Source organism: Mycolicibacterium novocastrense (assembly GCF_001499835.1).
GTDB classification, from domain to species: domain Bacteria; phylum Actinomycetota; class Actinomycetes; order Mycobacteriales; family Mycobacteriaceae; genus Mycobacterium; species Mycobacterium novocastrense.
This window is the reverse complement of sequence record NZ_LQIH01000002.1, coordinates 118,083-135,085: the sequence shown is the minus strand read 5'-3', so window position 1 is coordinate 135,085 and position 17,003 is coordinate 118,083. Positions and strand designations below refer to the sequence as shown.

Annotated in this window: 21 protein-coding genes; 11 read left to right on the top strand and 10 right to left on the bottom strand. The window is 67.6% G+C overall.

What is annotated here, in order from left to right; translation table 11 throughout:
* Nucleotides 1-177: 177 nt before the first annotated feature.
* Nucleotides 178-1,206 carry a DUF3152 domain-containing protein gene (locus AU072_RS03400; protein ID WP_064412474.1) on the bottom strand — a complete coding sequence of 343 codons (1,029 nt, stop codon included), beginning with the start codon at nt 1,204-1,206 and terminating at the stop codon, nt 178-180.
* 184 nt (nt 1,207-1,390) lie between these two features.
* Here AU072_RS03400 and AU072_RS03395 point away from each other — a divergent pair, with 184 nt between their 5' ends.
* Nucleotides 1,391-2,053 carry an HTH-type transcriptional activator FasR gene (locus tag AU072_RS03395; RefSeq protein WP_064346034.1) on the top strand — a complete coding sequence of 221 codons (663 nt, stop codon included), beginning with the start codon at nt 1,391-1,393 and terminating at the stop codon, nt 2,051-2,053.
* Here AU072_RS03395 and AU072_RS03390 read toward each other — a convergent pair.
* Nucleotides 2,040-2,285 (bottom strand): DUF3107 domain-containing protein, encoded by a 246-nt coding sequence (locus AU072_RS03390; protein ID WP_064345881.1) that lies wholly within the window; start codon nt 2,283-2,285, stop codon nt 2,040-2,042. The genes AU072_RS03395 and AU072_RS03390 overlap by 14 nt on opposite strands.
* Nucleotides 2,286-2,519: 234 nt before the next feature.
* On the opposite strand from AU072_RS03390, the gene AU072_RS03385 reads away from it, so the two are divergent.
* Nucleotides 2,520-3,266 carry a hypothetical protein gene (locus AU072_RS03385; RefSeq protein ID WP_064412473.1) on the top strand — a complete coding sequence of 249 codons (747 nt, stop codon included), beginning with the start codon at nt 2,520-2,522 and terminating at the stop codon, nt 3,264-3,266.
* Nucleotide 3,267: 1 nt separating this feature from the next.
* Here the strand turns inward: AU072_RS03385 and AU072_RS03380 are convergent, their stop codons facing one another.
* On the bottom strand, nt 3,268-3,963 hold the full coding sequence (locus AU072_RS03380; protein WP_064412472.1) for a ferritin-like fold-containing protein: 696 nt from the start codon (nt 3,961-3,963) through the stop codon (nt 3,268-3,270).
* A gap of 254 nt (nt 3,964-4,217) precedes the next feature.
* On the opposite strand from AU072_RS03380, the gene AU072_RS03375 reads away from it, so the two are divergent.
* Together AU072_RS03375 and AU072_RS03370 are read left to right on the top strand one after the other, a co-directional pair.
* Entirely contained in the window at nt 4,218-5,684 is a 1,467-nt protein-coding gene (locus AU072_RS03375; RefSeq protein ID WP_064412471.1) for a DEAD/DEAH box helicase, read from the top strand.
* An 18-nt stretch (nt 5,685-5,702) separates the two neighbouring features.
* Entirely contained in the window at nt 5,703-6,917 is a 1,215-nt protein-coding gene (locus tag AU072_RS03370; RefSeq protein ID WP_064412470.1) for an Rv3212 family protein, read from the top strand.
* A gap of 77 nt (nt 6,918-6,994) precedes the next feature.
* Here the strand turns inward: AU072_RS03370 and AU072_RS03365 are convergent, their stop codons facing one another.
* Nucleotides 6,995-7,849 (bottom strand): ParA family protein, encoded by an 855-nt coding sequence (locus AU072_RS03365; protein WP_064412469.1) that lies wholly within the window; start codon nt 7,847-7,849, stop codon nt 6,995-6,997.
* Nucleotides 7,850-7,855: 6 nt separating this feature from the next.
* On the opposite strand from AU072_RS03365, the gene AU072_RS03360 reads away from it, so the two are divergent.
* From AU072_RS03360 to AU072_RS03350, 3 genes are read left to right on the top strand one after another with little or no spacing between them, the layout of a single operon-like run.
* Nucleotides 7,856-8,512, top strand: a complete 657-nt coding sequence (locus tag AU072_RS03360; protein ID WP_276018982.1) for an acid phosphatase — start codon at nt 7,856-7,858, stop codon at nt 8,510-8,512.
* A complete protein-coding gene (locus AU072_RS03355) occupies nt 8,509-9,603 on the top strand; it encodes an isochorismate synthase (RefSeq protein WP_064412468.1) in 1,095 nt (364 codons plus the stop codon). The genes AU072_RS03360 and AU072_RS03355 overlap by 4 nt, the downstream gene beginning before the upstream one ends.
* The gene (locus AU072_RS03350) at nt 9,600-10,085 is read left to right on the top strand and encodes a GNAT family N-acetyltransferase (protein WP_064412467.1); all 486 of its coding nucleotides are present in this window, start codon (nt 9,600-9,602) and stop codon (nt 10,083-10,085) included. Before AU072_RS03355 ends, AU072_RS03350 begins: the two co-directional genes overlap by 4 nt.
* Here the strand turns inward: AU072_RS03350 and AU072_RS03345 are convergent.
* The gene (locus AU072_RS03345; protein ID WP_064412466.1) at nt 10,034-10,462 is read right to left on the bottom strand and encodes a hypothetical protein; all 429 of its coding nucleotides are present in this window, start codon (nt 10,460-10,462) and stop codon (nt 10,034-10,036) included. The genes AU072_RS03350 and AU072_RS03345 overlap by 52 nt on opposite strands.
* Nucleotides 10,463-10,513: 51 nt before the next feature.
* Between AU072_RS03345 and AU072_RS03340 the strand changes: the two genes are divergently transcribed.
* Nucleotides 10,514-11,479, top strand: coding sequence for a diacylglycerol/lipid kinase family protein (locus AU072_RS03340; RefSeq protein WP_064412465.1), 966 nt, complete (start codon nt 10,514-10,516; stop codon nt 11,477-11,479).
* A 248-nt stretch (nt 11,480-11,727) separates the two neighbouring features.
* On the top strand, nt 11,728-11,982 hold the full coding sequence (gene whiB1, locus AU072_RS03335; RefSeq protein ID WP_014208822.1) for a transcriptional regulator WhiB1: 255 nt from the start codon (nt 11,728-11,730) through the stop codon (nt 11,980-11,982).
* A gap of 116 nt (nt 11,983-12,098) precedes the next feature.
* On the opposite strand, the gene AU072_RS03330 is transcribed toward whiB1, so the two are convergent.
* Together AU072_RS03330 and AU072_RS03325 are read right to left on the bottom strand one after the other, a co-directional pair.
* Nucleotides 12,099-13,586 (bottom strand): two-component system sensor histidine kinase PdtaS, encoded by a 1,488-nt coding sequence (locus AU072_RS03330; RefSeq protein WP_064412464.1) that lies wholly within the window; start codon nt 13,584-13,586, stop codon nt 12,099-12,101.
* A gap of 37 nt (nt 13,587-13,623) precedes the next feature.
* Nucleotides 13,624-13,839 carry a biotin/lipoyl-binding carrier protein gene (locus tag AU072_RS03325; RefSeq protein WP_048471395.1) on the bottom strand — a complete coding sequence of 72 codons (216 nt, stop codon included), beginning with the start codon at nt 13,837-13,839 and terminating at the stop codon, nt 13,624-13,626.
* Nucleotides 13,840-13,994: 155 nt separating this feature from the next.
* Here AU072_RS03325 and AU072_RS28910 point away from each other — a divergent pair, with 155 nt between their 5' ends.
* Complete coding sequence (locus tag AU072_RS28910) at nt 13,995-14,087, top strand: 50S ribosomal protein bL37 (RefSeq protein WP_090355725.1); 93 nt, start codon at nt 13,995-13,997, stop codon at nt 14,085-14,087.
* Between the two features lie 24 nt (nt 14,088-14,111).
* Here AU072_RS28910 and rsrA read toward each other — a convergent pair whose 3' ends face one another.
* Entirely contained in the window at nt 14,112-14,417 is a 306-nt protein-coding gene (gene rsrA / locus AU072_RS03320) for a mycothiol system anti-sigma-R factor (RefSeq protein ID WP_064412463.1), read from the bottom strand.
* Entirely contained in the window at nt 14,414-15,064 is a 651-nt protein-coding gene (locus AU072_RS03315; RefSeq protein WP_174523695.1) for a sigma-70 family RNA polymerase sigma factor, read from the bottom strand. Before AU072_RS03315 ends, rsrA begins: the two co-directional genes overlap by 4 nt.
* 319 nt (nt 15,065-15,383) lie before the next feature.
* Here AU072_RS03315 and AU072_RS03310 point away from each other — a divergent pair, with 319 nt between their 5' ends.
* Nucleotides 15,384-16,232 (top strand): SDR family oxidoreductase, encoded by an 849-nt coding sequence (locus AU072_RS03310; RefSeq protein ID WP_064412461.1) that lies wholly within the window; start codon nt 15,384-15,386, stop codon nt 16,230-16,232.
* Here the strand turns inward: AU072_RS03310 and AU072_RS03305 are convergent, their stop codons facing one another.
* Nucleotides 16,233-16,982 carry a YqjF family protein gene (locus AU072_RS03305; RefSeq protein WP_064412460.1) on the bottom strand — a complete coding sequence of 250 codons (750 nt, stop codon included), beginning with the start codon at nt 16,980-16,982 and terminating at the stop codon, nt 16,233-16,235.
* Nucleotides 16,983-17,003 lie beyond the last annotated feature (21 nt).

Genomic DNA, 17,003 nt, shown 5'->3' with positions numbered 1-17,003 from the left:
CGACCTGATTCAACGTCTATGACCATCACAGCAGTTACGACATTCAACAGCAACGAGCGACGATCGCTTCCCGCAGGCGCGGTGGTCGGTCAGCGTGTACGAGCGACCGCTCTGGTACGTGCAGGCCCGGCGTGTTGCCGCACAAACACGGCCGCTCGCGGAATTGAGGAAGGAACCTCAGGCGATCGGGTACGGCCAGGGGTTGGGCTTGCAGGTGTGGTTGTCGGGCTGCACCGATTGCGGGTCGAAGCGCGCGGCGTCGTTGTTGTTGGTCGAAAACGTCTGCTGCATCATGACCGGCGCCAGTTGGTCGTTGCCCCCGCACGGCTCGTGCCGTTGGTAGCCGATCGCGTGGCCGACCTCATGGTTGATCAGGTACTGCCGATACGACCCGACGTCGCCTTGGAACGGCACCGCACCACGCACCCAGCGCGCCTCGTTGATGAACACGCGCGGCTGCCCGTCGCGGTAGGCCGGGTTGTAGCAGGACGCCTCCAACTGGATGTCGTAGCCGCAGCCCTCGCGCACGGTCATCGGCGTGCTCAGCGACACCCGGAAGTCCGGTTCGATTCCCGACGTCCCGTCGATACGGGTGAATGCGAACTGCGGGTTGTGCGTCCAGCTCTTGGGGTTGGCCAGCGTTTCGGTGACCATGCGGGCGAACGCCTCGTCGCCGCCGAACGTCGTGGTGTCGATACCATCCTCGACCTCGACGGTGTAGGTGAACACTTTCGCGGTGCCCTGGCCGACCTGTGAGGTGGCCCCCGGCACGACATGCCACGTCTTGGCGCCGGCCTCGGTGAACGGTCCGCCCTGGGGCAGGATTCCGGTCGGCAGGTTCGCGTCGAACTGCGTCAACCCCTTGGGCGGCGCACCGATGATCGCCGTGCTGGCCACGCCGATGGTCGGCGGGCCCTGCACCGGGCCCTCGGCCTGTTTCGGTGCCGGCGCGCCGGTGCCGGTGATGGTCTGGTAGACGACGACCCCGGTCAACACCATGAGGATGGGCAACGCGTAGGCCCGCCAGCCGTAGGTGGACACGAAGCGACCGAGCCACGACTGCTTGCGGAAGCCGCGGTGCTCGTCGCGATTGGACCTCACCCGCCCCGAGCTCTCCGCGAGGGGATCGCGCTGGGCACGCAACGGCTCGCGCCATTCGTTGCGCAGCGCGGGGACGCGAACACCCCCGCCGTGTTCGGGACCCATCTGTCCTCCTCGCGTACGGGAGTCATAGGTCACCGCAACAGGATGACACAGGCCGACGGCCTCTTACTTTCGGCGCGCCATCGACCGCCCCGAGCGCTGTGATCCGCGCCTCACCTGCATGCTTTATCAACGGTAGTAAGGTCATTGCGATAACCGGTGCCCGATGACGCAGATGAAGGATGCGATGAGCGATCTCGCCAACACCGCCGCGAAGAGAGGCGCGCAGCCGGGCGGCGAAGTGTTGAATCGGCGCGGCGGCAGACTGCCGCGCGATGAGCGCCGAGGGCAGCTACTGGTCGCTGCCAGCGAGGTTTTCGTCGACCGCGGCTACCACGCGGCGGGCATGGACGAGATCGCCGAGCGCGCTGGAGTCAGCAAACCCGTTCTCTACCAACATTTCTCGTCCAAGTTGGAGCTCTACCTGGCGGTGCTGGCCAAGCATGTGGAGAACCTCGTCTCCGGTGTGCGTCAGGCGCTGCGCACGACAACCGACAACCGGCAGCGGTTGCGCGCCGCGGTCCAGGCGTTCTTCGACTTCATCGAGCACGACGGCCAGGGCTACCGGTTGATCTTCGAGAACGACTACGTCAACGAACCGCAGGTCGCCGCGCAGGTGAAGGTGGCCACCGAGGCGTGCACCGACGCGGTGTTCGACCTGATCAGCCGCGACTCCGGACTGGAAGCGCACCGCGCCAGGATGATCGCGGTCGGCTTGGTCGCCATCAGCGTCGACTCCGCGCGCTACTGGCTCAACAACGACCGTCCGATCTCCAAGGACGACGCGGTCGAGGGCACGGTCCAGTTCGCTTGGGGCGGACTGTCACACGTGCCGCTTACCCGGTCTTAGACCCGATCCCGACCCCGAAGCCGACGCGCCGGACATCGGCAGCGCCGATCTCCACGTAGGCGATCTTCGACGTCTGCACGAGGAAGCGTCGGCCCTTCTCGTCGGTCAGAGCCAGCACACCCGAATCCTTGGCCAGCGCATCGGTGAACAACTGCTCCACCTCGCTGGGTGTCTGCGCGCTGTTGAAGCTCAGCTCGCGCGGGCTGTCCGTGACACCGATCTTGACCTCCACGCCGTGGGCCCCTTTCGTCTTTGCGAAGAACTTGAGCCAAGGCTAGTGGACGACCCGCCGGTCGCATCGCGCCGGTGAGTTCGCGGTCAGCGAAGGGCCGAGACCAACGGCGACCGAACCGAGTCCGGACCGTAACCAACACACCAGTCGCCGAACCTCTTCAGTCACTTCTGCCTCGATAGCATCAGGCGCGGCAACAACTTCTACGCTCGAGACGAACCCGGGAAAACCCACATGAACAGGTCTTACACCGCGCAGTCACCGTATTCGCTGGCCCCCACGGAGCGGATTCCCAGCTACTCCGACTACCCGGAGCCGCCCGCCGAAGACTTCGACTACGAGTACCCCGGTTCTGCTGAGTTCGACGACTACGACGACTACGAGCAGCAATACGACGAGGAGAGCATCGACCGGCGCTGGATGTGGGTCGCCGGTATCGCCGGGGTGATCCTGTTCATCGCGATCGGCACCACCGGCATCATCCTCGGCGGCGGCGACAGCGGCTCGGTTTCGGCCACCGCGACGTCGGACGCGCCGGCGCCGTCGAGCGCCCCCGCCACCACCGCGCCGCGCGCCGGCACGGCCGCCCCTGTCGTTCCCTCGCTGCCGCCGGAAACCGTCACGACGGTCACACCGAGCGCCGAGACGACGCCCCCGCCCGCCCCGAGCACGACAGCGCAGGCAGCCGTTCCGCCGCCCGCGCCGCCGTCACCGCGCACCGTCACCTACCGGGTGACCGGTAACCGCCAACTGCTCGACCTGGTGACCGTCATCTACACCGACGGCCAGGGCGCGCTGCGGACCGACGTCAACGTCGCGCTGCCCTGGGTCAAGCAGGTGGTCCTCGACCCCGGGGTGGAGCTGAAATCGGTCACCGCCACCAGCGTCGGCGGTCAGCTGAACTGCAGCATCCTCGACGCCGCCGGGACGTTGATCGCCGCGCAGAACAACAACTCGATGATCGCCACCTGCACCCAATAGGTCAGGCGAGGCCCAGTTCCTCCATCCGGGAGGCGTGCGTCCGCTGCAGCCGGTCGAAGAACTCGGTCATCTGCGTGAGCCCTTCGCCGCTGGCCAGCACCAGGTCGACGAGTTCGTCGTGATCGGCCATGACGAACTGCGCCTGGGTGATGGCCTCACCGAGAAGCCGCCGCGACCACAGCGCGAGCCGGTGGCGCTGCCTGTCGCTGGCCGTCACCGCCGCGCGCACCTCGGCGACGACGAACTGGGAGTGGCCGGTCTCTGACAGCACCGCGCGCACGACGTCGGCGACCTCATCGGGCAGGGTGTGCGCGATCTCGAGGTAGAAGTCAGCAGCCAGGGCGTCGCCGACATAGGTTTTGACCAGTGCCTCGAGCCAGGTGCTCGGGGTGGTCAGCCGGTGGTAATTCTCAAGGGCCGACGCATATTTCGTCATCGCGGGCACGACGTCGACCCCGCGGCGCTCGAGCGCGTCGCGCAGCACCTCGTAGTGGTTCATCTCGGCGGCCGCCATGATCGCCATGTTGATGCGCCCGCGAAGGTTCGGGGCCATGCGCGCTTCGTCGGTGAGGCGGTAGAACGCCGCCACCTCGCCATAGGCCAGCAGCGCGAAAAGTTCGTTGACGCCGGGATGGTCGGCCGACGCACCCGATCTCGCCGAGTCGGTTTGCCCGGGTGCCGGAGGCGTCGTGTTCATGGGCCCAACAATAAACGGCCGCGGCGGGTCGCCCGTCGAGCGAGCGGCGCCAGGTATGATGGGTCCGGGCGGTGGCAGTTTCACGGCTTACGCAAGGCATTTGCAAAGCTTGCCGCGACCCAAAGAAATGTGCGTGCACGCAGTCGGTCCGCCTACCTCAGTGCAGGGCCTTGGTCTTCACAGGCCATCTCTTGTCGAACTCGTGCGCGCGTGGAAGCCATGAGGACGACAATCGAAAGGCCTCGTTTTCGCGTATGACGCATCTCAACCCCACATTTGCTGAACTGGGAGTTCGCGACGAAATCGTCCGCGCCCTCGCCGAGGACGGCAAACAGCATCCCTTCGCAATCCAAGAGCTGACCATGCCGATGGCATTGGCCGGCGACGACCTGATCGGCCAGGCCCGTACCGGTATGGGCAAGACGCTGGCGTTCGGTGTGCCCCTGCTCCAGCGGATCACCACCGACCAAGACCGCCCCCTGACGGGCGTCCCGCGGGCCTTGGTGGTCGTGCCCACCCGCGAACTGTGCCTGCAGGTGTACGGCGACCTGGCGGCCGCCGCGAAGTACCTCACCGTCGGTGATCGCAAGCTGTCGGTCACGTCGATCTACGGCGGTCGGCCCTACGAGGGGCAGATCGAGGCGCTCGAGAAGGGTGTCGACGTGGTCGTCGGCACGCCAGGGCGACTGCTCGACCTGGCCCAGCAGGGGCACCTGAAGCTGGGCGGACTGTCCGTGCTGGTGCTCGACGAGGCCGACGAGATGCTCGACCTGGGCTTTTTGCCCGACATCGAGCGGATCCTGCGCCAGATCCCCGACAGCAGGCAGTCGATGCTGTTCTCGGCGACGATGCCGGACCCGATCATCACGTTGGCCCGTACCTTCATGAACCAGCCGACGCACATCCGGGCCGAGGCCCCGCATTCGGCGGCCACCCACGACACCACCGAGCAGTTCGCGTACCGCGCGCATGCCCTGGACAAGGTGGAGATGGTCGCCCGCATCCTGCAGGCCGAGGGTCGCGGGGCGACGATGATCTTCACCCGCACCAAGCGCACCGCGCAGAAGGTCTCCGACGAACTCGCCGAGCGAGGGTTCAAGGTCGGCGCCGTGCACGGTGACCTCGGGCAGGGCGCACGCGAGAAGGCGCTCAAGGCGTTCCGCACCGGCGAGATCGACGTGCTGGTCGCCACCGACGTCGCCGCGCGCGGCATCGACATCGACGACGTCACCCACGTCATCAACTACCAGATTCCCGAGGACGAGCAGGCCTACGTGCACCGCATCGGTCGCACCGGGCGGGCCGGGAAGACCGGTGTCGCGGTGACCCTCGTCGACTGGGACGAACTGGCGCGCTGGACGATGATCGACAAGGCGCTGAACCTCGGCTGCCCCGATCCCGCCGAGACGTATTCCAGCTCGCCGCACCTCTACTCCGAGCTGGGCATCCCCGCCGATGCCACCGGCACCGTCGGCGAGCCCGTCAAGGTGCAGAGCAGCAAGCGGGCCCCCGCGGAGAAGTCGGCCGACCGCCCCGCTCGCAGCCGCAACCGCACGCGTCGGCGCACCCGCGGCGGCAAGCCGGTCACCGGGCATCCGGAGGCGTCCGCGACGTCGTCAGATCAGGACTCGGGCGACACGGGCGAGGGCTCCGGCGATACGCCGCCGGCCAAGCGCAGGCGTCGCCGTCGCCCCCGCAAGGCCGCGGCCGGCACCGGCTAGCCCGGCACCTCCCACGCGATGGTCAAACCCGAACGCCGCACCCGCACCGATGTGATGGTGGCGCTGGCGATTGGCGTCGTCGTCGTGGTGACGGCCGCGTTGGTGTGGTGGACCAGCGACGCGCGGGCGACGATCAGCAGGCCCGCCGCCGACCCGGTGCCGGCCCTGACCCCGGCCAAGGCGGTTCCGCAGTCGCTGCGGCAGGTGTGGAGCGCACCCAGCGCAGCCACCACTTTGCCGCTGGTCGTCGGAGGCGCGGCGGTGACCGGCGACGGCCGGACCGTACAGGGGCGCGATCCGGCGACGGGGACCACGCTGTGGAGTTATGAACGTGACCTCGACCTGTGCGGGGTCAGCTACGTCTACCAGTACGCGGTCGCCGTCTACCCCGACACTCGCGGATGCGGTCAGGTCAGCACCATCGACGCCAAGACCGGCATGCGCGGTCCGGCGCGCTCGTCCTACGCCGATCCCTCGGTGCATTTGTCGTCGGACGGCACCGCGGTGCTCTCGGCCGGTGAGAACCGGCTGGAGTTGTGGCGTTCCGACATGGTCCGGATGCTGAGCTACGGCGCCCTGGACGCCCGCATCAAGCCGGATGTGCCCTCGCTGCCGCTGTGCCGGTTGGTGTCGGCGCAGGCGAGTTCGAGCGCGGTGTCAGTGCTCGAGGCCTGCCCGCGGCAGCCCGAACTGCGGCTGACCCTGCTGCGACCCTCCGATGAGGAGGACACCCCGGAGTTGAGGTACGTCCCGCAACCGGGCGTCGCGACGGATTCGGGCGCGCGGGTGGTGGCCGTCGCCGACACGATGACCGCGGTCTACGTGCCCACGCCCAAGCCTGTGGTCAACATCGTCGACGAGACGGGCGCGACGATCGCCAGCACCGGGGTGGCAAGTCCGCCGTCACCGCAGGCCACGATGTCGCGGGCGGGTGACCTGATCACCTGGTGGACCGGGGACAGCGTAATGGTGTTCTCCGCCAGCGGGTTTGACTACCGCTACACCGTCACCCCCGAGGGCCGGAACAAGCCGCTGGGGCCGGGGACGATCATGGCGGGGCGGCTGCTGGTCCCGGTCACCGACGGCTACGACGTGTTCGACGCCGCGACCGGGCGGGGCGAACGCCACATCCCGCTGACCCGGCCGCCGAGCGCCGGGCCGGTGGTGCCCGCGGTGGCCGGCTCGATGGTGCTCGAGCAGCGCGGCGACGAGTTGGTGGCGCTCGGCGGCTGAGCCGCCAATCCAACGTGGGCTAGACGTGATTTGGGTGTTGCAACAGTCGCTCACCGACTGTTTCGACACCGAAATCCCTAGATCTCTGGGGCGAAAGTGGGCATCGGCTTGCCGTTCTTCCAGTGCTTGAGCAGCGCCTTGGCCAGATCGCGGTAGGCGCCTGCGCCCTTGTTCTTGCGGCTGGCCAGCACCGACGCGCCCGAGGCGCTGGCCTCGGCGAACCGGACGGTGCGCGGGATCGGCGGCGCCAGCACCGCCAGGTCGTAGCGGTCGGCGACGTCGAGCAACACATCGCGGCTGTGGGTCGTGCGCGAGTCGTACAACGTCGGCAACGCACCCAGCAGCTTGAGGTCGGGGTTCGTGATCGCCTGGACATCGGCGATGGTGCGCAGGAACTGCCCGACACCGCGGTGCGCCAACGTCTCGCACTGCAGCGGCACGATCACCTCGTCGGCAGCGGTCAGCCCGTTGAGCGTGAGCACGCCGAGCGACGGCGGACAGTCCACGATCACCACGTCGTAGTCGGCCCTGCCCGCTGACGACGTCGCCGCACCGCCGGATGTCGCCGGCGTTCCGGCGCCGAGCTTGGCCAGCGCTCTCTTGAGCGCGTACTCACGCCCGGCACGCATCAACAGCATTGCCTCGGCGCCCGCCAGGTCGATGTTGGCGGGCAGCAGTGTCATTCCCTCGGGCGTCTCCAGCAGGGCGGCGTCGGGTTCGACCTCGCCGAGCAGCACCTCGTGGATCGACACCGCCAACTTGTCCGGGTCATGGCCCAGGGAGAACGTCAATGACCCCTGCGGGTCGAGGTCCACCAGCAGGACCCGCTTACCCGACTCCTGGATCGCCGCACCCAACGACGCCACCGTCGTCGTCTTGGCTACCCCACCCTTTTGATTGGCGACCGCAAGTACTCGCGTCACGGTGCCCATCGTTGCATGGCTCGGCACGCCGCGACCGACCGTGCGGCAGAATCAGTGAGCGTGGCCCTTCTGGAGCACCGCCTGATCCTGCTTCGTCACGGCGAGACGGAGTGGTCGAAGAGCGGTCGGCACACCAGCCACACCGACCTCGAACTGACCGCGACCGGCGTGCAACGCGCCAAGATGGCCGCCGAAGCGCTGGCCGAACTCGAACTGGACAACCCGTTGGTGGTGTGCAGCCCACTGCGGCGCGCGGTGCAGACCGCCGAATTGGCCGGACTGACCATCGACGACGTGTCGCCGCTTCTGCGGGAGTGGGATTACGGCCGCTACGAGGGGCTGACGACGCCCGAGATCCGCGAGACCGTGCCCGACTGGCTGATCTGGACGCACGGCGCCGATGGCGGAGAGAGCGTTCAGACCATCGCGCAGCGCGCCGACAGCGCCTTGGAGTTGGCGTTGACCCACATGGCGTCGCGCGATGTCGTGTTCGTGGGTCACGCGCACTTCTCCCGCTCGATGATCGCGCGGTGGGTCGAACTGCCGGTGTCGAACGGGATCCGGTTCGCGATGGCGCCCGCGTCCCTGGCCGTCCTCGGCTTCGAGCATGCGATGCGTCAGATCATCGCCCAGGGGCTCACCGGCCATCAGGATCCGTGTAAACCACGGTGACTCGCGAACCCTCCTTCGTCCTGGCCTCCCGCGGCGCCGTCGTCGCGGAGGGAGTGCACACCGCGTTTCCGAAGGTTGCCGAGGCCCGGGCCGCGCTGGCATCGCACAGCGCCCCGATCATCGTGGGGGCGTTGCCTTTTGACATGACCAAGCCGGCGGCGCTGATCCGACCGCAGAGCATCCAGTTCCTCGATGCGCTGCCGGACTGGCCGCTGCGTCCGATGCCCGGGGTGCAGATCGCCGAGGCGTTGCCGGATCCCGATGAGCACCGTGCGCGGGTCGCCACCGCCGTCGACCGGCTCACCAGCCCGTCGAGCGGACTGCACAAGGTCGTGCTCGCAAGAGCCCTTCGGCTCGCCGCCGACGGACCGCTGGACGCGCGCACCGTCCTGCACCGGCTCGTCAGCGCCGATCCCGCGGCCAACGGGTACCTCGCGGACCTGACCGCCGCGGGCGGCGGCTACTCGGGCAGCGTGCTGGTGGGCGCGAGCCCGGAGCTGCTGGTGGCCCGCCGCGGCGAGCAGGTGGTGTGCGCACCGTTCGCGGGCTCGGCGCCCCGCTCCCCCGACCCCGACATCGACGAGGCGAACGGCGCCGCGCTGGCCGCGTCGACGAAGAACCTCCGCGAGCACCAGTTCGTGGTCGATACGATTCGCGACGCCCTCGACCCGCTGTGCGCTGAGCTCGAGGTGGCCGCCGAACCGGGGCTCCGCAAGACCGACTCGGTGTGGCACCTGGCCACCCGGATCACCGGTAAACTCCGCGAAAGATCAACCACCGCACTGGATTTGGCCATCGCACTGCACCCGACGCCGGCGGTCGGCGGGGTGCCCACCGCCGATGCGGCCGATTTGATCGCCGAACTCGAAGGCGACCGCGGCTTCTATGCCGGCGCCGTCGGCTGGTGCGACCAACGCGGCGACGGCCGATGGGTGGTGTCGATCCGCTGCGCTCAGCTGTCGGCCGACCGGCGTACGGCCGAGGCGTATTCGGGCGGCGGCATCGTCGCCGAATCGGATCCCGACGACGAAGTTGCCGAGACCACAACGAAATTCACGACGATCCTCACCGCCCTGGGCGTCACGACGTGAGCGAGCTGATCCGCAGGGTGCGCCCGGGCGACGAACGCGAACTGACCGCGATGGTCCACGGACTCGCGGAGTTCGAACACGCCGCGCACGAGTGCACCGTCACCGAAGACCAGATGCGCCAGGCGCTTTTCGCCGAGCCGCCAGTCGTTTTCGGCCACATCGTCGAGGTCGACGGGCAGGCCGCCGCCTGCGCGCTGTGGTTCATCAACTTCTCCACGTGGGACGGTGTCGGCGGGATCTACCTCGAAGACCTGTACGTGCGCCCGCAGTTTCGCAGACGTGGGCTGGCCCGAAAGTTGTTGGCCACCTTGGCCCGCGAGTGTTCGACGCACGGTTACACCCGACTGTCGTGGGCTGTCCTGGACTGGAATGTCAACGCGATCGCGCTCTACGACGCCGTCGGCGGCAAGCCGCAGACAGAATGGATCACCTATCGGGTCTCGGGTCCCGAATTATCGGCGCTGGCCGCGGAGTCGCCGTGAGCCCCGACCCATTCCAGGGTCGAGGGACTGAACAGCAGGATCAGCGTCACCGCCGCCACCACGCCGATCGGCGCGGCGTACCACCACTGATGCGAACCGACTCCCATGTAGTAGACGACCGGTAGCAGCAGCAGTTGGGCGAACACGGCGATGCCGCGCCCCCACCGTCTGCCCGTCCACAGCGCCCACGCCGCGGCCAGCACACCCGCACCCATGATCGCGAACCACAGCGCGGTGCCGTACTTGTTCAGCCCGGACTCCTCGGCCCGGCCGAACCCGCTCACCACGTAGACCAGTGCCGCGACCACGGCGGCCGCACCCTCCAGGGCGACGAGGACAGCGGCTTGGCGCACCGTCGTCGGAGATGAAACGATCACGCCCTCGAGCGTAGAGGGGTGCGCAGAACCCGTTCAGTAGGCTCGGACCCCGTGCGCGCCGTGCTGATCGTGAACCCGAATGCGACGTCGACGACCCCGGCCGGCCGTGATCTGTTGGCCCATGCGCTGGAGAGCCGGGTGAAACTGACCGTCGTGCACACCGATCACCGCGGACATGCCATCGAGATCGCCCGCGACGCGGCGCACGACGGCGTCGACGTGCTGATCGTGCACGGCGGCGACGGCACGGTGAACGAAGTGGTCAACGGAATTCTCGAGGTCGGCGGGCCCGGCGCTGCCGCGCCTGCGGTCGGCGTGGTGCCCGGGGGCTCGGCCAACGTGTTCGCACGGGCCCTCGGCATCAGCCCCGACCCCATCGAGGCGACCAATCAGCTGATCGACCTGCTGTCGGAGTACCGCCGCCGCAAGACGTGGCGCCGCATCGGGTTGATGGACTGCGGTGAGCGCTGGGGCGTGTTCACGGCCGGCATGGGCGTGGACGGCGACGTGGTGGCGGCGGTCGAGGCGCAGCGCGCCAAGGGACGCGCGGTGACGGCATCGCGCTACGTGCGCGTGGCCATCCGCGAGGTGCTGGCGAGCACCCGCAAGGAACCGTCGCTGACGGTGCATCTGCCCGACCGCGAACCGGTCGGCGGCGTCCACTTCGCGTTCGTGTCCAACGCCAGCCCCTGGACGTACGCCAACGCCAGGCCGGTGTGGACCAACCCGATGACGACGTTCGAGACGGGACTCGGACTTTTCGCCACGACCAGCATGAACGTGTGGGCCAACCTGATGCTGGTGCGGCGGATGCTGTCGAAGAAGGCCCGCATCCAGGCCAAGCATCTGGTCCGCGACGACGACCTGCCGTGGCTGCAGGTGACCAGCGAGGCGCCGGTCGCTTGCCAGATCGACGGCGACTACGTCGGATTACGTGATTCGATGATGTTCACCGCGGTTCCCGACGCGCTCGGCGTGTTGGCGCCCGCACCTGTAGAGGTCTCTGACCTGCGATGACAGCCTAACGCCGTAGAATTTCGGGCGCAGTTGGATCGAGTCTAGTACAGACGAGTGGGTGGCGTGCGAAGCCACCCGGCTAGTGACATTGCGCACTTGTTAACTCGCGAGTATTGACATCTGTCCAGCCTGTGAAAGCATCGAAGCAACGTTGCAGAAACATTCAATGTGCACGCGTTAAACAGCCGAAGAATATGCCGTGCGCCGTGCTGCGCACAGGTGACGTATCTGACGAGGAGTTTGATCTAATGGATTGGCGCCACAAGGCGGTCTGTCGCGATGAGGATCCGGAACTGTTCTTCCCGGTGGGGAACAGTGGCCCGGCGCTCGCTCAGATCGCTGACGCGAAGCTCGTCTGCAACCGCTGCCCGGTCACCACTGAGTGCCTGACCTGGGCTTTGGAGTCCGGACAGGATGCCGGTGTCTGGGGCGGTATGAGCGAGGACGAGCGTCGCGCACTCAAGCGTCGCAATGCTCGCACCAAGGCTCGCAGCGGAGTCTGAGCCCGACCCGAACCAAACATTTACGGCCCCGACATACGTCGGGGCCGTATCTTTGTGCAAATGCAATAGCGGCCGATTTGCGACGCGAATAGCCGATTTGCGAATTGCGAAGATTGCTACTGCGCGAGTCGGCGTTGCCGGCCCAGCGGCACCCGCAGCACCACATCAGTTCCGCCGGCCGGTCCCTCACGCATGCCCAGCGACCCGTCCAGTTCGGCCGACACCAGCGTCCGCACGATCTGCAGACCGAGCCGGTCGGACTTCTCCAGGCTGAACCCGTCGGGCAGTCCCCGGCCGTCGTCGTGAACGACCACATCCAGCCACCGGGCCGAGCGCTCGGCCCGGATGGTGACACTGCCCTCGCGCACACCGGGGTCGAAGGCGTGCTCGATGGCGTTCTGCACCAGCTCGGTGATCACCATGATCAGCGCGGTGGCGCGGTCGGCGTCGAGCACACCGAGATCGCCCACACGATAGATGCGGATCGGGCTGTCAACGGCGGCGACATCGTTCATCATCGGCAGGATCCGGTCGACGACCTCGTCGAGGTTGACCTCCTCGTCCACCGACATCGACAGCGCATCGTGGACCAACGCGATCGAGGACACCCGCCGCACCGATTCCATCAGCGCCTCGCGGCCTTCGTCGTTGTTGGTGCGCCGGGCCTGCAGGCGCAGCAGAGCCGCGACGGTCTGCAGGTTGTTCTTCACGCGATGGTGGATTTCGCGGATCGTGGCGTCCTTCGACAGCAGGGCGCGGTCGCGGCGCTTGACCTCGGTGACGTCGCGGATCAGCACCGCTGCCCCCACCGGTTTGCCGTGCACGACCAGCGGCAGCGTGCGCATCAGCACGGCCGCACCGCCCGCGTCGACCTCCATGCGCATGCTCGATCCGCCGGCCAGCGAGTCGCGCACGTGGTTGGCCAGTTCCTGCGCCTCGAACGGGTCACCGATGAGCGGGCGCGTGACGGTGACCAGGTTGTGCCCGCCGAGCTCGGCGGCCAGACCCATCCGGTGATAGGCCGAGATCGCGTTGGGGCTCGCGAAGGTGACCACCCCGGCCTCGTCGAGCCGGATGAACCCGTCGCCGACGCGGGGGCTCGAGCGCGACATCGCGATGTCCCCGACGTTCGGGAAGGTGCCCTCCGAGAGCATGTGCAACAGATCGCCGGCGCAATCGAGGTAGGCGGACTCCAGCGGGCTGGCCTTCCTGGACTCCAACGCGGTCTGATGCGTCAGCACCGCGACCACCTCGTCCTTGTACCGCACCGGAACCGCTTCCACGTTGAGTCCTGGCGAAACCTGTTGACCCGCACCGTCTCCCACGACGATTTCACCGGCCGTGAACGCCGTGGTGACGAGTGGCATCGCGTCGGCGTCGGCCAGCGTGGCGACCGCGTCGGCCAGCAGCACCGTCGGCGCGGTGTTCGGCCGCACCTGCGCCACGCAGACCAGGGCGCCGTCGTCGCGGCGTACCCACATCAGGTAGTCGGCGAAGGACAGGTCGGCGAGCAGCTGCCATTCGCCGACCACCGCATGCAGATGGTCGACCGCGTTGCCGGGCAGCACGGTGTGCTCGGCGAGCAGGTCACCGAGAGTGGACATCGGGGGCTACTTCCGGCGGCGGTTCACAACGCGCGGATCAGCTGATCACCGCGATGAGGTCGCCGGCCTGGATCACGTCGCCAACAGCGACGCTGACCTTGCTCACGGTGCCCGCCACCTCGGCCAGCACCGGAATCTCCATCTTCATCGACTCCAGCAGCACCAGGGTGTCCCCCTCGCCGATCTGATCGCCCTCGCTCACCACGACCTCGAGCACACTGGCCACGATCTCAGCGCGAACGTCCTCGGCCATCATCACCCCATTACTCTGCAGCTGCTGTATGCGTTTCGGCCTACATCGAACCACACCACCGGCTTGTCAGCGCTGTCGCCGGGCCATGAGACAATGGTTCGAACGCGCCCGCCGAGTACGGGCCGAACAATCCCCAGAGCATTCGGAGGTACATCATGGCCAAGCGTGGCCGTAAGAAGCGTGACCGCAAGCACACCAAGGCCAACCACGGTAAGCGGCCCAACGCCGGTTCGAAGTCGGTGCGCTAACGCGCCCGGGCGTGATCCCCGGCGCTAACCGCGCCGGATGATGGTGGTGCGGCTGATCTCGATGCGCAGCCGCTCACGCAGGCTCTCCGGCGCTCTCTCGCCGCCGCACTTCTTCGCGATCAGCTGCTTGACCCGCTCCTCGACGCCGTAGTGGCGCAGGCATGCGGGGCACTCCTCCAGGTGATGGCGCAACTTGTCGCGCGTTTCGGGGGTGCATTCACCGTCGAGCAGCGTCCACACCTCGGCGATCACCGCAGCGCATTCGGGATGCTCGGGGTCGATGGGACCGACGGGGGCCTGCCATCGCTCTTCGTCAGAGAACGAGCTCACGACGAGACCTCCTCGGGCGTGTCCATCTGCTGGCCCCGGATGAACCCGCGGTCGCGGGCCACACCGGCCAGCAGCTCGCGCAGCTGGCGCCTGCCCCGGTGCAGCCGGGACATCACCGTGCCTATCGGTGTGTCCATGATCTCGGCGATCTCCTTGTATGGGAAGCCCTCGACGTCGGCGTAGTAGACCGCCATCCGAAAGTCCTCGGGTAGCGCCTGCAGCGCTTCCTTGATCTCGTTGTCCGGCAGCGACTCGAGAGCCTCGACCTCGGCCGAGCGCAGTCCGGTCGAGGAATGCTCGGCGTTGGCCGCGAGCTGCCAGTCGGTGATCTCCTCGGTGGGGTACTCCGCCGGCTGACGCTGCTTCTTGCGGTAGCTGTTGATGTAGGTGTTGGTGAGGATGCGGTACAGCCAGGCCTTGAGGTTGGTGCCCTCCCGGAATGACCGGAAGCCGGCGTACGCCTTGACCATGGTTTCCTGCAACAGGTCCTCGGCGTCGGCGGGGTTGCGCGTCATCCGCAGCGCGCCGCCGTACAGCTGGTCGAGCAGCGGAATCGCGTCACGCTCGAAGCGCGCGGTGAGTTCGGCGTCGGTCTCCTGCGGTTCAGGAGCCGCCGCCGAATCTGTTGACCCGTCGGAGTCGGTCATGGTGGGGAACACCGTCCCTTCTGTCGCGGTGCCAGCGTACAAACCCGGTAGATCGACCGGCAGCACTGGAAAGTCCGTAGCCAGCGTTGGCACCTGACCCCCTTTGCTCATCCTAGAGGTTGAGACCGACAAGTTTTTTGGCCGCGAACTTCCGTCACACAGCGGCCACCGTCAATAACAGCAGCACCGGGCCCGATTGTTCCCGAATCCCGACGTGAGAGCGCCGCTTGCGCCCGTCTTCCGCGAAATGGCATTCCAGCAGAGAAAGTTCGAGTGCGGACCTGTCGGAATGCCATTTCGCGGCGGTTAGGGTGAGGCCATGTCGCTCAACGGGAAGACCATGTTCATCTCCGGCGCGAGCCGCGGCATCGGCCTGGCGATCGCCAAGCGCGCCGCGGCCGACGGCGCCAACATCGCGTTGATCGCGAAGACTGCCGAACCCCATCCCAAGCTGCCCGGCACGGTGTACACCGCGGCCAAGGAGCTGGAGGACGCCGGCGGTCAGGCGCTGCCGATCGTCGGCGATGTCCGCGACGGCGACTCGGTGGAGTCGGCGGTCGCCAAGACCGTCGACCAGTTCGGCGGCATCGACATCTGCGTCAACAACGCCTCGGCGATCAACCTCGGCTCGATCGAGGAGGTCCCGCTGAAGCGGTTCGACCTGATGAACGGCATCCAGGTCCGCGGTACGTATGCGGTGTCGCAGGCCTGCATCCCGCACATGAAAGGCCGCGACAATCCGCACATCCTGACGCTGTCGCCGCCGATCCGGCTGGAGTCGCAATGGCTCAAGCCAACTGCGTACATGATGGCGAAGTTCGGTATGACGTTGTGCGCGTTGGGAATCGCCGAGGAGATGCGGGCCGCCGGCATCGCGTCGAACACGCTGTGGCCCCGCACGATGGTGGCGACCGCGGCCGTGCAGAACCTGTTGGGCGGTGACGAGGCCATGGGGCGCGCGCGGAAACCCGACGTCTACGCCGACGCGGCGTACGTGATCCTCAACAAGCCCGCCCGCGAGTACACCGGGCAGACCCTGCTGTGCGAGGACGTCCTTCTGGAGTCCGGGGTGACCGACCTGTCGGTGTACGACTGCGTTCCCGGTGCGGAATTGGGCGTCGACCTGTGGGTGGACACCCCCAACCCGCCGGGATACGCGGGCCCCTGATCAGACAACGACGCACGGGCGTCCGAACCGGGCCTGGACGCCCGTCGTGAACAGCGCCCGCAGCATCGGGCCCGCGGGGGTGACGCCGGCGGCGGCGACGAGATCGTCGCGCAGGTAAGTGATCTCGGCGGCGCACAGCGGCCACGGGTCGTGTTCGTTGGGCACCCACCAGGTGCGGCCGGCCTTGCGGGTGTGCGCACCCCAGCGCGCGGTCAGCCACACCTCCAGCGGTGTCGGCGTCACTTCGTCGCCGACCCGCACGCTGACCACGCTGCGCAATCCGCGGTGCGGCCACCGCCGCTCGCTGGTGTAGGTGATGATGTCCGCCGACCTGTCGACGCGCATCTTCGCCCAGGTGTAGGGAATGCCGAGGGTCAGGCGCAGGGTGGGCACGACCGCCAACCGCGCGGTCTCCAACGAACGGAACACCACGCCGTGACGGCCGGACTCGTCGATCGAGTACAGCCGGACGTTCGTCTCGGCGAAGGTGCCGAGGTACGGCAGCGGAATCACCCGCCCGATCGTCGTGTCACGCATCTGAAAAGGCACCAGGCCGACATAGGTGAAGCCGTCGCTGAAGACATCGGGGCGGGTGCCCGCCGGGTACAGCGACGTGACCGCATCGGGTCGCACTGGCCAGTGCACGAAAGTGAGGTCGCACCAACGTTGTTCGGAGAAGACCGGCCGCGGCACCGCTTCGGGCACGACGGGATATCCCGCGAGTGCGTCATCGTCCGGCCAGCCCCTCATCGGCTCATCGTGACATCGCCG